Source organism: Priestia koreensis (assembly GCF_022646885.1).
Classification (GTDB): Bacteria; Bacillota; Bacilli; order Bacillales; family Bacillaceae_H; genus Bacillus_AG; species Bacillus_AG koreensis_A.
On sequence record NZ_CP061868.1, the window covers coordinates 2,119,383 to 2,134,459 of the forward strand.

The following is a 15,077-nucleotide window of genomic DNA, read 5'->3' on the forward strand; positions in this document are numbered from 1 at the left end:
ACCCTTAGACTTTTGGCTTAAGTTAAAAGCCTTTTATATCAAAATGTATAAAAAGGTGAATAAGCTATAACTAAAAAGAGGTGCCGATACACAAGGCTCCTATGGAAAAACTAGTTCCTGAATACCTGTTATGGTAACTATCTTTGTATATGATATACAGCTTAAAAACAGAAAAAAATACTGTTTGTTATAGAAACAATGCATTAAAACGAAAACAGCCCCAAGCGATGGATCATCACTTGGGGCGAGTTGTTAATAACATTAATGTTATTTCCTTCTTAGGTGTCAACTGTCTAATTGACTTAAATAACATATGTATCCACATTATAGCTTAGAACCTTGTTCAGCATCATTGGGCCTCTGCATGTTAACTGAACGCTTTCGAACTAAAACAAAATAGGAAAGAAACGCCAATAAGCTAGCACCAAAGATCGTAAGGCCCATTGGAACACCCGTATACGATCCTGCTATTCCAACAAGAGGTGCTGATAGCGATCCGAGTAAAAATGGCAATAAGCCTAATAATGCGGAGGCGCTGCCCGCAATATGTCCTTGTGATTCAATGGCTAATGCAAAGGACGTCGTACCAATAATACTTATTGATGAGACAAAAAAGAAAATCGGGATCGCCACGGAAATTAATGGAGCTTTTAAAAGAAGAGCGATGAGTAGGATTGCTCCTGCCGCAATAGAAATTCCTAGTCCTATCTTTAAGAATGTTCGCTCCGAAATGTGATCGGCCAAGCGTCCAACCAACTGACTTCCAATAATTAAGCCTAAACCATTAACTCCAAAGAGTAGACTGAACTGTTGTGGAGAAACATGGTAAATATTTTGATAGACAAACGGAATACCAGATACATAAGCAAATATTCCAGCTGTCGTGAATCCTTGTGTGAATGCGTATCCCATGAATTCTCGCTCCTTAAATAAGGAACCAAAATTGCTCATGAGCTGTGGCAGATTACTAGGCACACGTTTTTCAGGTGGTAGAGTTTCTGGTAGTTTTAGAGAAACCATGAAGATTAATATAGCTCCAATACAAGCTAAAACAATAAAAACTCCATTCCACTTGGTAAACGAAAGAATGGCTCCTCCAGCAATAGGTGCAACGATGGGGCCGAGGTTACCGACTAATACAATTAAAGTGAAAAATTTGATCAGTTCCTTTCCACTGAAAAGGTCCCTGACAATAGCTCTTGAAACCACAAGCCCGCCTGCTGCCGAAAAACCCTGGACGAAACGAGCCACAATAAGGAAATAGATATTTGGTGAAAACGAGCAAGTTAAAGAAGCTAATAAGTATAAGCAAAGAAATAATAGTAAAGGTTTACGACGGCCTTTCACATCACTCAATGGGCCAATAAATAATTGTCCTGCTCCTAATCCTAATAAGCATGCTGTCAAACTAATTTGTACCAGTGATGCCGTAGTATGAAAATCTTTTACGATTGTGGGGAAGGAAGGTAAATACGTATCAATTGTAAAAGGCCCTAAGAGTCCAAGTGATCCCAAAAGTATTGCAAGTTGAATTCTTTTTTTTCCACTAAGTGTATTCAATTTTTCCTCGCCTTTCTATATAGTTTGTATTTCATTTCACTACAGAAATGTAGGCTATAAGCTCCCATCTTACATTAGGCACAAAGGGACCAAAATGTAGATTTAATTCGATACCCGAAATACATAGTTCTGATTATAACCTGTTATCATTTCGGGGTAAACAATTAAAAATTCAGCTTGCAGATGAAGGGTAAATATTTTGATTCTGATGCAAAATTTCAGCCGACTTGAAACTAATCTCTAAAACTTAGACATGCTGGGTGTGGTACAAAAAACATTCGCTAAAAAAAAAACGTTAGGTTCTCTTGAATTAGTAGCTTATAAGGTTAACCCAAATAGTTGATGGATGAACCCAGCGCATAATCGTGGTGTTAGTAATTAAAGCTACGCGTTCTTACATCACCATCTACTGATCCCTATTGCAGGGGTTCCTTTTTTTATTTGGTTCCGCAAATCCGTTTTATGTGAAGTGTAATTTTCGCTGACAAGAATTTATGGATATATTAGAAGAGTATTTTATATGAAAATATAATGATCTTGTATTGTACGACGAATGTAATGAAAAAAAAGCAATGATTGAGCAAACCGCTTCGCTCCTACATCAACAAGCTATGGCGCAGTTTATGAAGGAAGGGTTATGGAGAAGTCATATTAAAAAGATGAGAAAAACGTACAAACAGAAGATGAGTTTATTTACAAGAGTAATTACTGAAGTATTAGGAGAATGTGTAACAATCATCGGACAACACTCCGGTCATTATTTATTAATGAAAGTTCATAGTAAACATACAGAAAGATGGTTGATTGAACAAGCTTATAACGAAAAGGGTTTACGGATAGTCAATCAACTGTTGGTAGAGGAAGTTGGACATGAAGGCTTATATGCTAGGTTCCTCGGGGAATTAAAGTGGGAAAACAATGAGAGAGTGATAGTGAAATCTAAGACCAGTAGTTGGTTTCGTGTCATTGAAATCATTTAACATTCAAATCATTAATCGTTTACTCTATAAGAAAATAACGGGGAGGTAGTTAGAATGGGAGTTTGGGAAGAAGATTTTAATAAAGAAAAGGTAATGTTGGATGACGAATCTCTAGATATTCTAACATTAGCTTTTGAAGAAGTAACCCAATTATACGAACAAAATCTAAACCGTAAACCGACTAGCGTTGAGATAGAAGCTCTACTAACGTTCTCTCTCAAACATTCATTCGAACAAATGAATGAACAAGATCTTGTAGGTTGTAAATTGAAAACAAAAAAAAGAAAGAAAAAAAGTGGTGTTGCTGGTGATGTTATAACGGTCCCCTTAAATGAAGATCAATATGTATATGGAATGATTGTGAAGGATGTTCGTTATACAGAAGTTGGTGTGTATATGGAATTCTATAATATAATTACTGAAAAGCCCTTAAAATTTACCCATTTTAAAAGAACGCCAAAGGAAGTGTGTTGTACAATTTACACAGGACTACTTTTTTTAGAAGAAGGTCAGTGGCAAAAAATTGGACATATTCACTTTAATCAAGATGCGTATCAACTTCCAAAGTTTTCAGATGAGTTATTAGGCAATTACTACATTTGTGATGGGGCTGCTGAAATAAACCCTGAAATGGGGTACGTAACATACCAAGTTTCAGAAGAAGAGGCTGCGAAAGTTAAAAATCCCATGGGTCTTTTTGGAAGTCTAGCAACTGAAAACTATTTGAAGGCGGAAATTTACCACATAGGTTAAATTAATTGCAAAACGAAATTAACCTGCTATTTTAAAAATACATATTAAATAATCTTTAACCATTCATTCTGTTCACACGTCCGTGCTATAGTTATGACGTATAGACATTTGGGGAGAGGGAGTAGATAATGATGACTGAAAAAGAGAAAATGCTAGCAGGGGAACCATATGATGCGCGTGATGAAGAGTTATTAAATACATATCATCGTGCGAAGGACCTTTTAGAAGTCTATAGCCAAACAAACTCTCGTGACGGCGAAAAAAAGTTTGAGATTTTAACCAAGCTTTTTGGTTATGCAGGTAAGGGACTTTGGATTGAAAAACCGTTCTTTTGTGATTACGGTGAGAATATTTCAATCGGTGAAAATACGTTTGTGAACTACAACTGCGTATTTCTTGATGACAATAAAATTACGATTGGCCGCAATGTCTTAATTGCACCAAACGTACAAATCTATACGGCCTCACACCCATTACGCGCTGAAGAGCGAATTAATGAAGGTGATCCATCTCAGGCACCTTATAAAACGTTCACAAAGCCCGTGACGATTGGCGACAACGTTTGGATTGGAGGAAGTGCTGTAATCCTTCCTGGTGTAACGATTGGTGATAATGCTGTCATTGGGGCAGGAAGCGTCGTTACAAAATCCATTCCAAATAACTGCGTGGCAGTCGGAAATCCGTGCCGAGTGGTTCAAGAGAATCTTTAATAAGCAGAAGAAGGTGCGATTCCATGAACAATGAACCTATTGTAAAAGAATATTCTTGTGAGTACCAAGATCAAGTGGTAGAACTAATTCTTACGATTCAACAAACCGAGTACAACATTCCAATCACAAAGGATGACCAGCCGGATTTAATGGCAATAGAAGATTTTTATCAAACTGGTAACGGAAACTTTTGGGTGGCCGTCTACAACGATAAAGTCATTGGCACCATTAGTTTGTTAGACATTGGTAACCACCAAGTTGCCTTGAGGAAGATGTTTGTGGCGAAAGACTATAGGGGGAATGCATTCAATACGGCAAGGATGTTATTGAATCATGCTCTTTGCTGGGCGAAAGAAAAGAGCGTAAAAGAAGTGTACCTAGGAACTACTCCGCAATTTTTAGCTGCACACAGGTTTTATGAGAAAAATGGATTTGAAAGCATAGATTCGGATGTTTTACCTGAGAATTTTCCTATAATGGAAGTCGATAAGAAGTTTTATCGTTATACGGTGAATTGAACGATTCTTAGGAAAGCATACCTTACGTAAAAGCGCTCAGTTTTTTTCTGAGCGCTTTTCTAGTGATCGTGGAAAGTTATCGATCAGCCAACATCCTCTGAAGTAATTCCATCAACCAAACATAATTGAAATGGCGATTATTTTAAAGGAAGTTTCCAAAAGCACAAATATGTCAAGAGGTCGTGTATAGAAAGGGATCGGAAAGGGGCAGCCGATGAGTTATACTGAAAATTGGAACGATATAACAAAAGAATTCATATAAAGGTGGACGTATATGCCTAAAACTGACAATATGCTAGCGATTCTATGGATGCTTCGCTCAGGTGAAAAAGTGACAGCGAAGCAAATTTCGGAAAAATTAGAAATTAATATAAGGACTGTGTATCGTTATATTGATACAATTTCAACGAGTGGCGTACCTATTATTTCAGAACCAGGACATAACGGTGGATACACGTTATTAAACAATTTTATGGAAGCACCTCTTTTTTTTGATTTTGAAGAGCAAACGTCACTCTTTCACGCTGCTGTTTTTGCAGAAGAAGCGGGATATTATGGAGGGGAAGCGCTAAATAGGGCAATTTCAAAACTAAAAAACTACTCAAATCAAGATCAGGAAACGAAGATAAACCGACATTCATCTAGTCTTGAAGTAATAAGCCAATTAAGTTCACTCTCTACGGAATCTCTTTTGAAGAGCCTGCATCAAGCTGTAGCTGACGGTTATTCAGTACAGATTCTCTACAAAAAAAGTGGGGAAGGTCAGTTAGACGATAGACTTTTCGATCCGTACAAAATTATTTACTGGAATAATAAGTGGTATGCCATTGGGTTTTGCCATCTTAGGAATGATATCCGTAGCTTTAGAGCAGACCGAATTGAACGTCTACTACTAACGGAAAATAAGTTTAACCATCCAGAAAATTTTTCAGCGCGTGATTTTTTTATGGACAATCTCCTTCCAACGATAGAAGGTAAAGAAGAGCTTATGCACTTAGTTATTCGTGGAAAGGAAAGTACGCTGAACGATGTTTGTCAGCATTGGTTTTTAGGGCATTATGTCGTTGAACGAAATCCAACTCAAGCCGTGTTCCTTCTTGAAAAAGGTATTTTACATACATATATACCTTATTTACTGCTACCATACGGTAAATCTATTCAAATTATTGAACCAATAGATTTAAAGAAACGATTTATTGAAGTTCTGTCGGAATTAATAAAATTTTATGAAGGATAAAAACTTCCCTGACGTTAGCTGTCAGGGAAGTTTTATTATAATTGCGATATAAATTGCGATTAGGAGTGTTAATGGATGCAAACAAAAAAAGTTTATTTATATGTATTTCATACAATGTCAGACTGGGAGCATGGATATTTAATAGCGGAGCTAAACACCGGAAGATATTTCAAAAAAGGGGTATTACCTTTACACATAGTCACAGTAGGAGCTAGTAAAGAAATCATTACTACGATGGGTGGACTGAAAATAAAACCAGATATTTCTGTTAGTGATTGTACTTTTGAGAGTGAAGATCTGCTAATTTTGCCTGGAGGGTCTACTTGGGGAGAAGAAATTCATCAACCAATTTTAGAAAGAATGGACGAAGCCTTAAAGATCGGCACGATTGTTGCTGCTATTTGTGGTGCAACGGACGCACTGGCGAATAAGGGCTACTTAGATACTAGAAAACATACGAGCAATAATTTAGAGTACACGAAAATGATCTGTCCTAATTATAGAGGAGAAAAGCTCTATGAAGGGGGAACTGCTGTCTCTGTCTCTGATGCGAATGTCATCACGGCATCAGGAATAGCCCCTCTGGAATTTGCGATGGAAGTACTAAAAAAATTAGATGTATTTGCACCAGATACACTGCATTCGTGGTATAACCTAAATAAAACTCATAAACCTGAATACTTCTTTGAGTTAATGGCTTCAATAAATAGCTGAGCTAAGGCAGCTTTATATCATGTTTATTTAAAAACCTTGCTTCAGACATAGATTTAAATGAAAAAGCCCAATTTCTCCATTCATTAAAGGTGAAGTTGGGCTTTTTAGCACTGAACATTTCTTAACGTTGATTTTTCTCTTTTAACTCCAGGTATACAGCGCCCATATCTAACTCGCCTTTACCGTTTTCTTTTGCTTCACGGTAGGTTTGATTAACCGCTTCCGCAAGTGGGTAGATTCCTTCCATGCGATCCACTTCATTTTTGACAAGACCTAAATCTTTTGACATAAGTTCGACTTTAAAAGCAGCCGGGAACTCTTCATTGCGATACATATCCTTCTTTCCTTGGAAAAGAGGCGTATTCATTCCCGATTGTGAGATCATTTCTAGGATTTTTTCTTTCTCTAAGCCAAACTTTTCGCCTAGTAGCAGCGTTTCACCAACTCCTTGTCCAACAATACCGAGAAGTAGGTTAATGGATAGCTTCGCTGCGCTTGCTTTTCCGCTTGGACCAAAATGAATCGTTTCTTTTCCTAATACGTCAAAGTATGGCTTCAACGTTTTTACAACCTCTGCGTCTCCACCTGCTAGGACAACGAGTTGACCTGTTTGTGCCACACCGACTGACCCTGAGACAGGGGCATCTACATATGTACCGCCTTTTTCTTCAATCATTTTCGCAAATTCTATTGCCTCATCTGGTGCAATAGTACTCATATTGACGATGATCTTGCTATGAAGATCAGCTTCTAGGACACCATTATCTTCCGTTAGTACCGCCTCAATTGCTTTTGTGTTTGAAAGCATAAGGAAAATCACGTCTGATTTCTCTACAATCTCTTTCGGTGAATCGAGTTGTACAGCTCCCGCATCAACCAAAGGCGCTGCTTTATCCGCTGAGCGGTTGTATACGTTTACGTGATATTCAGCTTTTAATAGATTTTTCGTCATTGGATTTCCCATGTAGCCTAATCCAATCCATCCTAGTGTATGTTGCATAATGTATGTCCTCCTTTAAATATGAAGATTGCTTTGTTTTCACTATACAGAAATATCATCTCCAAAAACAAGCAATAGCGCTTTTTCCGCTAAGATCACAAAGTTCAACATTTCTTCACATCTTCTCTGTTTCATCTACTTGTTTTCAAATCCCTAATCACGTAACATTCTTTTATGGTAAAACCTTTTGAAAACGATAGAGGATGTAAATAGATGATGCTTTTATTATGATAGTAAAAGCGCTATCCACAATAAAATGTTAAAAGTAATGCTAAGAAGGGATTATGAATGAAGCAATATTGTTCTGTTATTTCAATTTGTTTAATGGTAGCTGCTTTTTTGATTAGTCGCTTATTTTTAGGGGAAGTAAGTATTTCTCCAAGCATCGCGACATTGTCACCGTTTATGGCCTTTCCAATTTTAGGACTTTTGTTTGCTTATTTCGGATTGAATAATAAATGGCGAACGTTTGGTTTAATTGGAAATAGCTTCATTATTTTAACAGAGTTTATTTTTCCTATTGTTGTACAAGTTTATTTGAGCAGTGCTTTATAAAGAGAACGTAACTTTAATACCACATACAGTTTGGTTAACTTACTGAACAGATTACTGCATGCAATATGAACGAGCACACCTTGATAGGGAGTGCTCGTTTTTCAATAAGTAGAAGAAAAGGAGGGGAAAGAAACTGCTTTTCGTGCAAAAGTTTGATACGATGAATACATAACCATCTTTCGTTTATCCGCGCTAGATGAACCTCAAAAGGAGTGTATCTACAAATGAAAAAACCTCAAAAATCAGTCGATGAGATGTCACTAGACGAATTGAAGATAGAGTTTGCCAAACTACTGAAGGAAAATCCTCCTCGTAAAGTATCAGTCGATGAGAACGGCACGATTATTTTAGATCCAACGAATCCATTTGATCGAGAGTGGGTTGAAAATGATAAGGCCTATGGAGGATACGATAAAAAAGAGAGATGACTTCACAGAGTCACCTCTCTTTTATTTATTTCGATAGATAGGCCGTTAGCAATTAAAACTGCTTTAAAAGCGTTTATTTATGAGAAAGAGGCTGTTTTTGAACGCTATCCGTTTTACGAAGCAGCTTTAGTAAGATAACCGTACTAACAATTACACTTAGTCCGAGGATAAGAACGAGGCCATGATCCATTCCCAAATTTAAAATGTCTTTTAAGCTCATCATTTTTCCGACTTTATACATAACGTACGTCCATAATCCTGTGTACGCACCAGCTGCGAGAAACGTTGTCAAGAGATATTGGGTCAATGAAAACCTCAGTATGCCTGCTACATAGTGGGCAGGATGACGAAGTCCGGGTGTAAAAAAGGATAGCGCGATCCCCCATTTGCCATGACGTTTAAGAAAGCTTTGTGCGCGAGTAAGATGTTTACCGTTCAGAAAACGCTGAAGAAATGGGATCGTTCGAAAAAATCGTCCTACTGCATAAAACGCACTGAAGGAGACAAAAAACACGGCCCATGAAGCGATCCACATCAAAACCGGATTCACTCCATGATGATTCCAAATCCCAAGCTGTGTCGCAAGTAACACGTCATCGGATAAAGGCGTAAAAATAATGCCTATACTCATTCGAACAAACTCCATGATGTCCATATTCATTCCCCGCATTTCCTTTGTGATGATTTCAGTATAGAAAGAAATTCTTTCTGAAATATGCCGAAAAAACTTAACAATTCTTAAGTTTTTTTAAAAAGAAGGGAGTGGAATGAAGACAAACAGTTGAAAAAGTAGAAACTTCTATTTATAATATATTTTTGTACTTTTGTTTTCGAAAAGTGCAGTCTAAGGGGTTTTGTAGATCCCTGCAAGTTTAGAAGTATTGTTAGTTTATCAGAAATGATAGGACTTCCTACATGCGTTTATATCTTGCAAATATAAAAACTAGTTAGGTGGTAAAAGAAATGACAGCAGTCGATGTAAAACCTTATCGAGTATTACTTTATTACATGTATGTTCCTATTGAAAATCCAGAAGAGTTTGCGGCAAAACATTTAGCGTTTTGTAAAGAGCTTGGACTTAAAGGTCGTATCCTTGTTGCAGCTGAAGGCATCAATGGTACCGTTTCTGGACCAGTAGAGCAAACAGACGAATATATGAGAGTGATGAACGAAGATCCTGCTTTCGCTCAAATGGCGTTTAAAGTGGACGAAGCAGACGGTCATGCATTCAAAAAAATGCACGTTCGCGCACGTGAAGAGTTAGTAACGCTTCGTTTAGAAGATGATATTAACCCAAATGAAATTACGGGAAAACATTTAAAACCAGCAGAATTCTATGAAGCGATGCAAGATGATAATACGGTCGTAATCGATGCTCGTAATGACTATGAGTATGATCTAGGTCATTTCAGAGGCGCGATTAAGCCTGATATTGAAACATTCCGCGAGCTTCCAGACTGGATTCGTGAAAATAAAGAAATGTTAGATGGCAAAAAAATTCTAACCTACTGCACAGGCGGAATTCGCTGTGAGAAATTCTCAGGATGGTTAAAACGTGAAGGCTTTGACGATGTAAGCCAACTTCACGGTGGAATTGTCACATACGGAAAAGACCCAGAAGTGCAAGGTGAGCTATGGGACGGAAAATGCTATGTGTTCGATGAGCGTATTAGCGTAGACGTAAACCGCAAAGAACACGTTGTTGTTGGGAAAGACTACTTTACTGGTGAGCCTTGTGAGCGCTATGTAAACTGTGCAAACCCTGAATGTAATAAAAAAATCATTACATCAGAAGAGAACGAGCACAAGCATTTACGTGGATGTACACATGAATGCCGCGTACACCCAAGAAACCGTTATGTAAAAGAACATAACTTAACAGAAGAAGAAGTAGCAGAACGTTTAAGCCGCATTTAAATAGTAAAAAGCGATGGGCATGTGCTCATCGCTTTTTTTGATGTCGTCTAAAAGTAAAAGAATTGGTTAGGATGATGAATAGCACGTGCTTGAAATGAGGTGAAGACGATTGGATCATGTTATTAAAAATTTGGACTTACACTCTGACGGAACATGGGTTGCGATTCTCCTATCTCTTCTTTTGTTTTTCTATGCTATTTTCACGCCAAAGTCCATTATGACCTGGAGAGAGTTTTATATCACATTTGGAGTTGTCGGGTACGGCGCTTGGATTGCAGATTCAATCATCGGAAAAATGCTTGATCTTGTGGATTACGGAAACCCAAACATCACGGGGATTGGTGAGTTTTTAAGCTATAGCCTGATCCCATCGTCGCTTGCAGTCATCCATTTTAATTATTTTCATACGACCAATCGGTGGATTATTGGTAGTTTATTTGCACTTTTCTCTACGCTGATTGAGTGGATTCTCATTCAAGTAGGATACGAAAACCTACACGGATGGGGCTTTTGGATTTCAATTCCGATTTATTTAATCGTTTTTCTCTTTGTGCTGCCAATTCATTATCGCTTTATTCAGAAAAGATGGTGAGCTTCCGCTATGTATAGCGGAAGCTTTTTTATGATCGATACAGTTTTCGAAACGTAGCAGGCGTCATGTGCTCGTGCTGTTTAAAAACTTTGCCGAAATGACTAGGTGATTCATACCCGATTTGCTGTCCAACTTCTTGTACCGATAGTGTAGGGTCTTGAATCAGCTTTTCTTTTGCTTTTTGAATACGAACGCGCGCAAGGTATTCAAACGGACGAACGTGCAGCCCTTTTTGGAAAAGCAGACACGTATGCTGAACCGTCACGCCTAACACTGTGGCAAGCTCTTGTAAACTAATCGGCTCATAATAGCGTTCATTTATGTAAGTAATGACAGGCTGCAGCTGCTCAAGGTACGGATTTCGTCTATACGAAGGCTGTGTGTGATCTAGATGTAAGTGTACCAACAGCCCATAAAGCATCTCCGAACTTACGCGCTGATCTAGTCGGTGATGGGTTTCCAACTCGGTTAGCATAATCTCCATTTTTTCAATTAGGCGCTGAGGGTCGGTCAGCGTAATCTTCATCGATTGCGTCAGCTTAAAATGAGTCATCATTTCCTGAATGGTTTGCCCTGTAAACGACAACCACCACACCTCCCATTGTTCTGTTACCGGATAATAGGCGTGAGGAACCTCAGGTAGTAGTAAAAATCCTTCATTCTCATCAATTCGAAGTACTTGACCATTCACTTCCAAGATGCCACACCCTTTTACACATTGTATCCACTGGTAGTCCATAAATTCAGCATCGCGCGTAATTTCCGTCTGATGATCCCAATGCCCAACGCTTGATACGTAAAGAGGAAGAGACGTTACGTTATTCATTAAAGCAGGAAAACTCATTTTATCCATGTTGTCACCTCAAGAAATGTGAATATTATTATAGTAACATGAAAATGATTGGATTGATAAAGAAAATGAAAGGGTTTACGATGTTCATATAAAGATATTTATAGAAAGCGAGAGATTACCATGACATTTCAATATACACCACCTGCGAATGGATATCCTGAGTGGAACAATAACCCTGAAATCTTCCAATTAAATAGAATGAAAGCGCACGCAACGTTAATTCCTTTTTCGACAGTGGAAGAAGCGTTAAAGCTCGATCGAAAGGACTCTTCTTTTTACGAATCGTTAAATGGTCTATGGAAGTTTCGTTTCTCTGAAAACCCTGATGCACGGGTAAAGGACTTTCACAAAGCTGATTATGATGTGAGCGACTGGTCTGACATGAAGGTTCCTGCTCATTGGCAGCTAGAGGGATACGATTACCCTCAATATACAAACGTGACGTACCCTTGGGTTGGAAAAGAAGATCTAAAACCTCCTTTTGCACCGACAAAGTACAATCCTGTTGGTCAATATGTACGAACGTTTACGGTTCCAGAGCGTTGGGAAGACCAACCTGTGTACATTAGCTTTCAAGGCGTTGAGTCGGCTTTTTACGTATGGGTGAACGGCGAGCTTGTTGGGTACAGTGAGGACAGCTTTACACCAGCTGAATTTGATTTAACACCTTATGTAAAAGAGGGGGAAAATACGCTTGCAGTAGAAGTCTATCGTTGGAGTGATGCAAGCTGGCTTGAGGATCAGGATTTTTGGCGCATGAGCGGAATTTTCCGCGACGTGTATTTGTACTCAACGCCAAACGTTCATGTATATGACCTTGAGGTTCGCAGTCCATACGATGTGAAAACAAAAAATGGTTCTTTATCAGTCAAGGCGGACGTAGTTACATCTAGTCGTTACGAAGGACAACCGCTACGCGTAGAAGCGCAGTTATATGACGCACAAGGCAAGAGCGTCTTGGATACATCGCTTCAAAACTCGTTTACGAGCGAAGGTATGATTCACCTTGAAGCATCAGTTGAAAAGCCACATCCTTGGAGCGCTGAGTCACCATCTCTTTATACACTTGTTGTGAGCGTATGGGACGGTGAGCAAGTTTTAGAAGCACAAAGCTGTAAGGTCGGGTTCCGTACGTTTGGAATTGAAGACGGCTTAATGAAAATTAACGGGGAGCGAATTGTCTTCCGTGGCGTGAATCGTCACGAATTCACATCAAAAAAAGGACGCGCAGCCATTTCACGTGACGATATGCTGCAAGATATCCTGCTCATGAAGCAATACAACATTAATGCCGTTCGTACCTCTCATTATCCAAATGATGTCGTGTGGTATGAGCTTTGTGATGAATACGGATTGTACGTCATTGACGAAACAAACTTAGAAACACACGGCAGCTGGTCGTATGGACAAGTAGGCGAAGGAGAGGCAGTTCCAGGTAGTAAACCGGAATGGCGTGAGAACGTCGTTGATCGCTGTCGTACGATGTATGAGCGTGATAAAAACCATCCATCGATTTTAATTTGGTCACTTGGAAATGAATCATTTGGCGGAGAGAATTTTGTTCATATGTACAATTTCTTAAAAGAAAAAGACCCGACACGAATTGTTCATTATGAAGGGATTTTCCATCACCGTGAGTACGAACACGTATCAGATATTGAAAGTACGATGTACAACAAGATCGAAGACTTAGAAAAATACGCGATGTGGAACGGCAAGAAACCGTATATTTTATGTGAATATAGCCATGCGATGGGAAATTCTTGCGGAAATCTCTTTAAATACTGGGAGTTATTTGAACGCTATCCGATTTTACAAGGCGGATTTATTTGGGATTGGCGTGATCAGGCTCTTGAAACAACAACTGAGGATGGCACAACGTATTTAGCATACGGCGGTGACTTCGGTGATACGCCAAATGACGGAACGTTCTGTGGAAACGGGTTAATTTTTGCAGATGGCAAGGTCAGTCCGAAGCTTCACGAAGTAAAAGCCTGTCATCAATCCATTAAATGGTCGTTAGTTGACTTAGGAAGCCAACGTTTTCAAGTTGAAAATCAGTACTTATTTACGAACGTAAAAGATTACGAGTTGAAATGGACACTCACAAAAGATGGTCAAATCGTTCAAGAAGACGTTTTATCGATTGATGTACAACCGACTCAAACAGGAGAAGCTCATATTCCGTATACCGTTCCTTCAGAGAGAGGCGAATACGTTTTAACAGTGAGCGCTCACTTAAAAGAAGACACGTCTTGGGCGAAACGAGGGCATGAAGTTTCCTTTAATCAGTTTGTCGTTGCGAAGGTTGCAGGGGATTCTTCTATAGAAGAAGGAGAAATGAACGCCTCCGAGACTGATAGGGATTGGACTATCGAAGGGCCTTCTTTTACAGCAAAAGTTAGTAAGGAAACAGGCATGCTGCATTCTTATAAAATAGAAGGCGTAGAGCGCTTGACACAAGGTCTTCGTCCAAACTTTTGGCGTGCGCTAACAGACAATGACCGCGGGAATAAATTGGACGAACGAGCGGGCGTTTGGCGTGATGTAAAGGCTACGCTCACACAGCTATCGGTGGAGCAATCAAAGCAAAAAGTAATCATTCATACGATGTTTACCTTAGCAACGGGCCTTCCAAGCTTTTGCCGCGTTACCTATGCGTTTGATCCTACAGGAGAAGTAACCGTCACCCAAACGGTTGATGCACAGGCAGGATTACCTGAACTTCCTGAAGTGGGGATGCTATTTGCGATGAAGGAAGAGTTTGATCAGCTTTCTTGGTACGGAAAAGGCCCACATGAAAACCACTGGGACCGTAACAAAGGGGCGAAAATAGGCATCTATGAAGGAGTTGTTTCTGAGCAGTTAACGCCTTACTTACGTCCACAGGAAAGCGGAAATAAAACGGATGTACGGTGGATGACCGTGACGAATAAGGAAGGGCGCGGGCTAAAAATTAGTGGACTTCCGTTAGTGGAGGCAAATGCGCTTCCGTACACACCACTTGAACTTGAAGCACATGATCACCACTACAAACTTCCAACAAGTGATAAAGTGGTGGTTCGCGTGAACTACAAGCAAATGGGAGTAGGAGGAGATGACAGCTGGGGAGCGAAAACACACCCAGAATTCACCCTTCCTTCTGGTCAGGTGTATGTGAATCAGTTTGTGTTAAAAGGAATTTAATAAGAGGAGAAGACCAGGTCTATTCGGATTTGGTCTTCTTTTCGTTTATATGAATAGGGAAAATATGCTAGAAT

15 protein-coding genes are annotated in these 15,077 nt (G+C 39.2%); 11 read left to right on the forward strand and 4 right to left on the reverse strand.

Annotated features, from left to right (window positions below; genetic code table 11):
- Positions 1–324: 324 nt before the first annotated feature.
- The gene (locus IE339_RS10605; RefSeq protein WP_053400363.1) at positions 325–1,560 is read right to left on the reverse strand and encodes a Bcr/CflA family multidrug efflux MFS transporter; all 1,236 of its coding nucleotides are present in this window, start codon (positions 1,558–1,560) and stop codon (positions 325–327) included.
- 572 nt (positions 1,561–2,132) lie between these two features.
- Between IE339_RS10605 and IE339_RS10610 the strand changes: the two genes are divergently transcribed.
- The 6 genes from IE339_RS10610 (at position 2,133) to IE339_RS10635 (ending at position 6,472) form a co-directional block, all read left to right on the forward strand.
- On the forward strand, positions 2,133–2,540 hold the full coding sequence (locus tag IE339_RS10610) for a hypothetical protein (RefSeq protein WP_242176302.1): 408 nt from the start codon (positions 2,133–2,135) through the stop codon (positions 2,538–2,540).
- 54 nt (positions 2,541–2,594) lie between these two features.
- Entirely contained in the window at positions 2,595–3,293 is a 699-nt protein-coding gene (locus tag IE339_RS10615) for an Imm26 family immunity protein (protein WP_242175862.1), read from the forward strand.
- Positions 3,294–3,421: 128 nt separating this feature from the next.
- On the forward strand, positions 3,422–4,003 hold the full coding sequence (locus IE339_RS10620; protein ID WP_242175863.1) for a sugar O-acetyltransferase: 582 nt from the start codon (positions 3,422–3,424) through the stop codon (positions 4,001–4,003).
- 23 nt (positions 4,004–4,026) lie between these two features.
- The gene (locus tag IE339_RS10625) at positions 4,027–4,521 is read left to right on the forward strand and encodes a GNAT family N-acetyltransferase (RefSeq protein WP_242175864.1); all 495 of its coding nucleotides are present in this window, start codon (positions 4,027–4,029) and stop codon (positions 4,519–4,521) included.
- Between the two features lie 274 nt (positions 4,522–4,795).
- Entirely contained in the window at positions 4,796–5,758 is a 963-nt protein-coding gene (locus IE339_RS10630) for a helix-turn-helix transcriptional regulator (RefSeq protein ID WP_242175865.1), read from the forward strand.
- Between the two features lie 75 nt (positions 5,759–5,833).
- Positions 5,834–6,472, forward strand: a complete 639-nt coding sequence (locus IE339_RS10635; RefSeq protein WP_242175866.1) for a type 1 glutamine amidotransferase family protein — start codon at positions 5,834–5,836, stop codon at positions 6,470–6,472.
- Positions 6,473–6,593: 121 nt separating this feature from the next.
- On the opposite strand, the gene IE339_RS10640 is transcribed toward IE339_RS10635, so the two are convergent.
- Positions 6,594–7,472 (reverse strand): NAD(P)-dependent oxidoreductase, encoded by an 879-nt coding sequence (locus tag IE339_RS10640; protein ID WP_242175867.1) that lies wholly within the window; start codon positions 7,470–7,472, stop codon positions 6,594–6,596.
- 288 nt (positions 7,473–7,760) lie between these two features.
- Between IE339_RS10640 and IE339_RS10645 the strand changes: the two genes are divergently transcribed.
- The gene (locus tag IE339_RS10645; RefSeq protein WP_242175868.1) at positions 7,761–8,027 is read left to right on the forward strand and encodes a hypothetical protein; all 267 of its coding nucleotides are present in this window, start codon (positions 7,761–7,763) and stop codon (positions 8,025–8,027) included.
- Between the two features lie 224 nt (positions 8,028–8,251).
- Complete coding sequence (locus tag IE339_RS10650; RefSeq protein WP_242175869.1) at positions 8,252–8,455, forward strand: hypothetical protein; 204 nt, start codon at positions 8,252–8,254, stop codon at positions 8,453–8,455.
- Positions 8,456–8,528: 73 nt separating this feature from the next.
- On the opposite strand, the gene IE339_RS10655 is transcribed toward IE339_RS10650, so the two are convergent.
- Positions 8,529–9,116 carry a DedA family protein gene (locus IE339_RS10655; RefSeq protein ID WP_242175871.1) on the reverse strand — a complete coding sequence of 196 codons (588 nt, stop codon included), beginning with the start codon at positions 9,114–9,116 and terminating at the stop codon, positions 8,529–8,531.
- Positions 9,117–9,418: 302 nt separating this feature from the next.
- Here IE339_RS10655 and IE339_RS10660 point away from each other — a divergent pair, with 302 nt between their 5' ends.
- Positions 9,419–10,372 carry an oxygen-dependent tRNA uridine(34) hydroxylase TrhO gene (locus IE339_RS10660; protein WP_242175873.1) on the forward strand — a complete coding sequence of 318 codons (954 nt, stop codon included), beginning with the start codon at positions 9,419–9,421 and terminating at the stop codon, positions 10,370–10,372.
- Positions 10,373–10,481: 109 nt separating this feature from the next.
- Positions 10,482–10,964, forward strand: a complete 483-nt coding sequence (locus tag IE339_RS10665; protein WP_242175875.1) for a hypothetical protein — start codon at positions 10,482–10,484, stop codon at positions 10,962–10,964.
- 28 nt (positions 10,965–10,992) lie between these two features.
- Here IE339_RS10665 and IE339_RS10670 read toward each other — a convergent pair whose 3' ends face one another.
- Positions 10,993–11,817, reverse strand: a complete 825-nt coding sequence (locus IE339_RS10670) for an AraC family transcriptional regulator (RefSeq protein ID WP_242175876.1) — start codon at positions 11,815–11,817, stop codon at positions 10,993–10,995.
- A gap of 120 nt (positions 11,818–11,937) precedes the next feature.
- On the opposite strand from IE339_RS10670, the gene IE339_RS10675 reads away from it, so the two are divergent.
- Positions 11,938–15,003, forward strand: a complete 3,066-nt coding sequence (locus IE339_RS10675) for a beta-galactosidase, LacZ type (protein ID WP_242175877.1) — start codon at positions 11,938–11,940, stop codon at positions 15,001–15,003.
- Positions 15,004–15,077: the final 74 nt, after the last annotated feature.

Bases quoted from the DNA above. Each gene is read 5' to 3' on its own strand.
- IE339_RS10610 (WP_242176302.1), top strand. From the start codon at position 2,133: ATGATTGAGCAAACCGCTTCGCTCCTACATCAACAAGCTATGGCGCAG.
- IE339_RS10615 (WP_242175862.1), top strand. From the start codon at position 2,595: ATGGGAGTTTGGGAAGAAGATTTTAATAAAGAAAAGGTAATGTTGGAT.
- IE339_RS10620 (WP_242175863.1), top strand. From the start codon at position 3,422: ATGATGACTGAAAAAGAGAAAATGCTAGCAGGGGAACCATATGATGCG.
- IE339_RS10625 (WP_242175864.1), top strand. From the start codon at position 4,027: ATGAACAATGAACCTATTGTAAAAGAATATTCTTGTGAGTACCAAGAT.
- IE339_RS10630 (WP_242175865.1), top strand. From the start codon at position 4,796: ATGCCTAAAACTGACAATATGCTAGCGATTCTATGGATGCTTCGCTCA.
- IE339_RS10635 (WP_242175866.1), top strand. From the start codon at position 5,834: ATGCAAACAAAAAAAGTTTATTTATATGTATTTCATACAATGTCAGAC.
- IE339_RS10640 (WP_242175867.1), bottom strand. From the start codon at position 7,472: ATGCAACATACACTAGGATGGATTGGATTAGGCTACATGGGAAATCCA.
- IE339_RS10645 (WP_242175868.1), top strand. From the start codon at position 7,761: ATGAAGCAATATTGTTCTGTTATTTCAATTTGTTTAATGGTAGCTGCT.
- IE339_RS10650 (WP_242175869.1), top strand. From the start codon at position 8,252: ATGAAAAAACCTCAAAAATCAGTCGATGAGATGTCACTAGACGAATTG.
- IE339_RS10655 (WP_242175871.1), bottom strand. From the start codon at position 9,116: ATGAATATGGACATCATGGAGTTTGTTCGAATGAGTATAGGCATTATT.
- IE339_RS10660 (WP_242175873.1), top strand. From the start codon at position 9,419: ATGACAGCAGTCGATGTAAAACCTTATCGAGTATTACTTTATTACATG.
- IE339_RS10670 (WP_242175876.1), bottom strand. From the start codon at position 11,817: ATGGATAAAATGAGTTTTCCTGCTTTAATGAATAACGTAACGTCTCTT.
- IE339_RS10675 (WP_242175877.1), top strand. From the start codon at position 11,938: ATGACATTTCAATATACACCACCTGCGAATGGATATCCTGAGTGGAAC.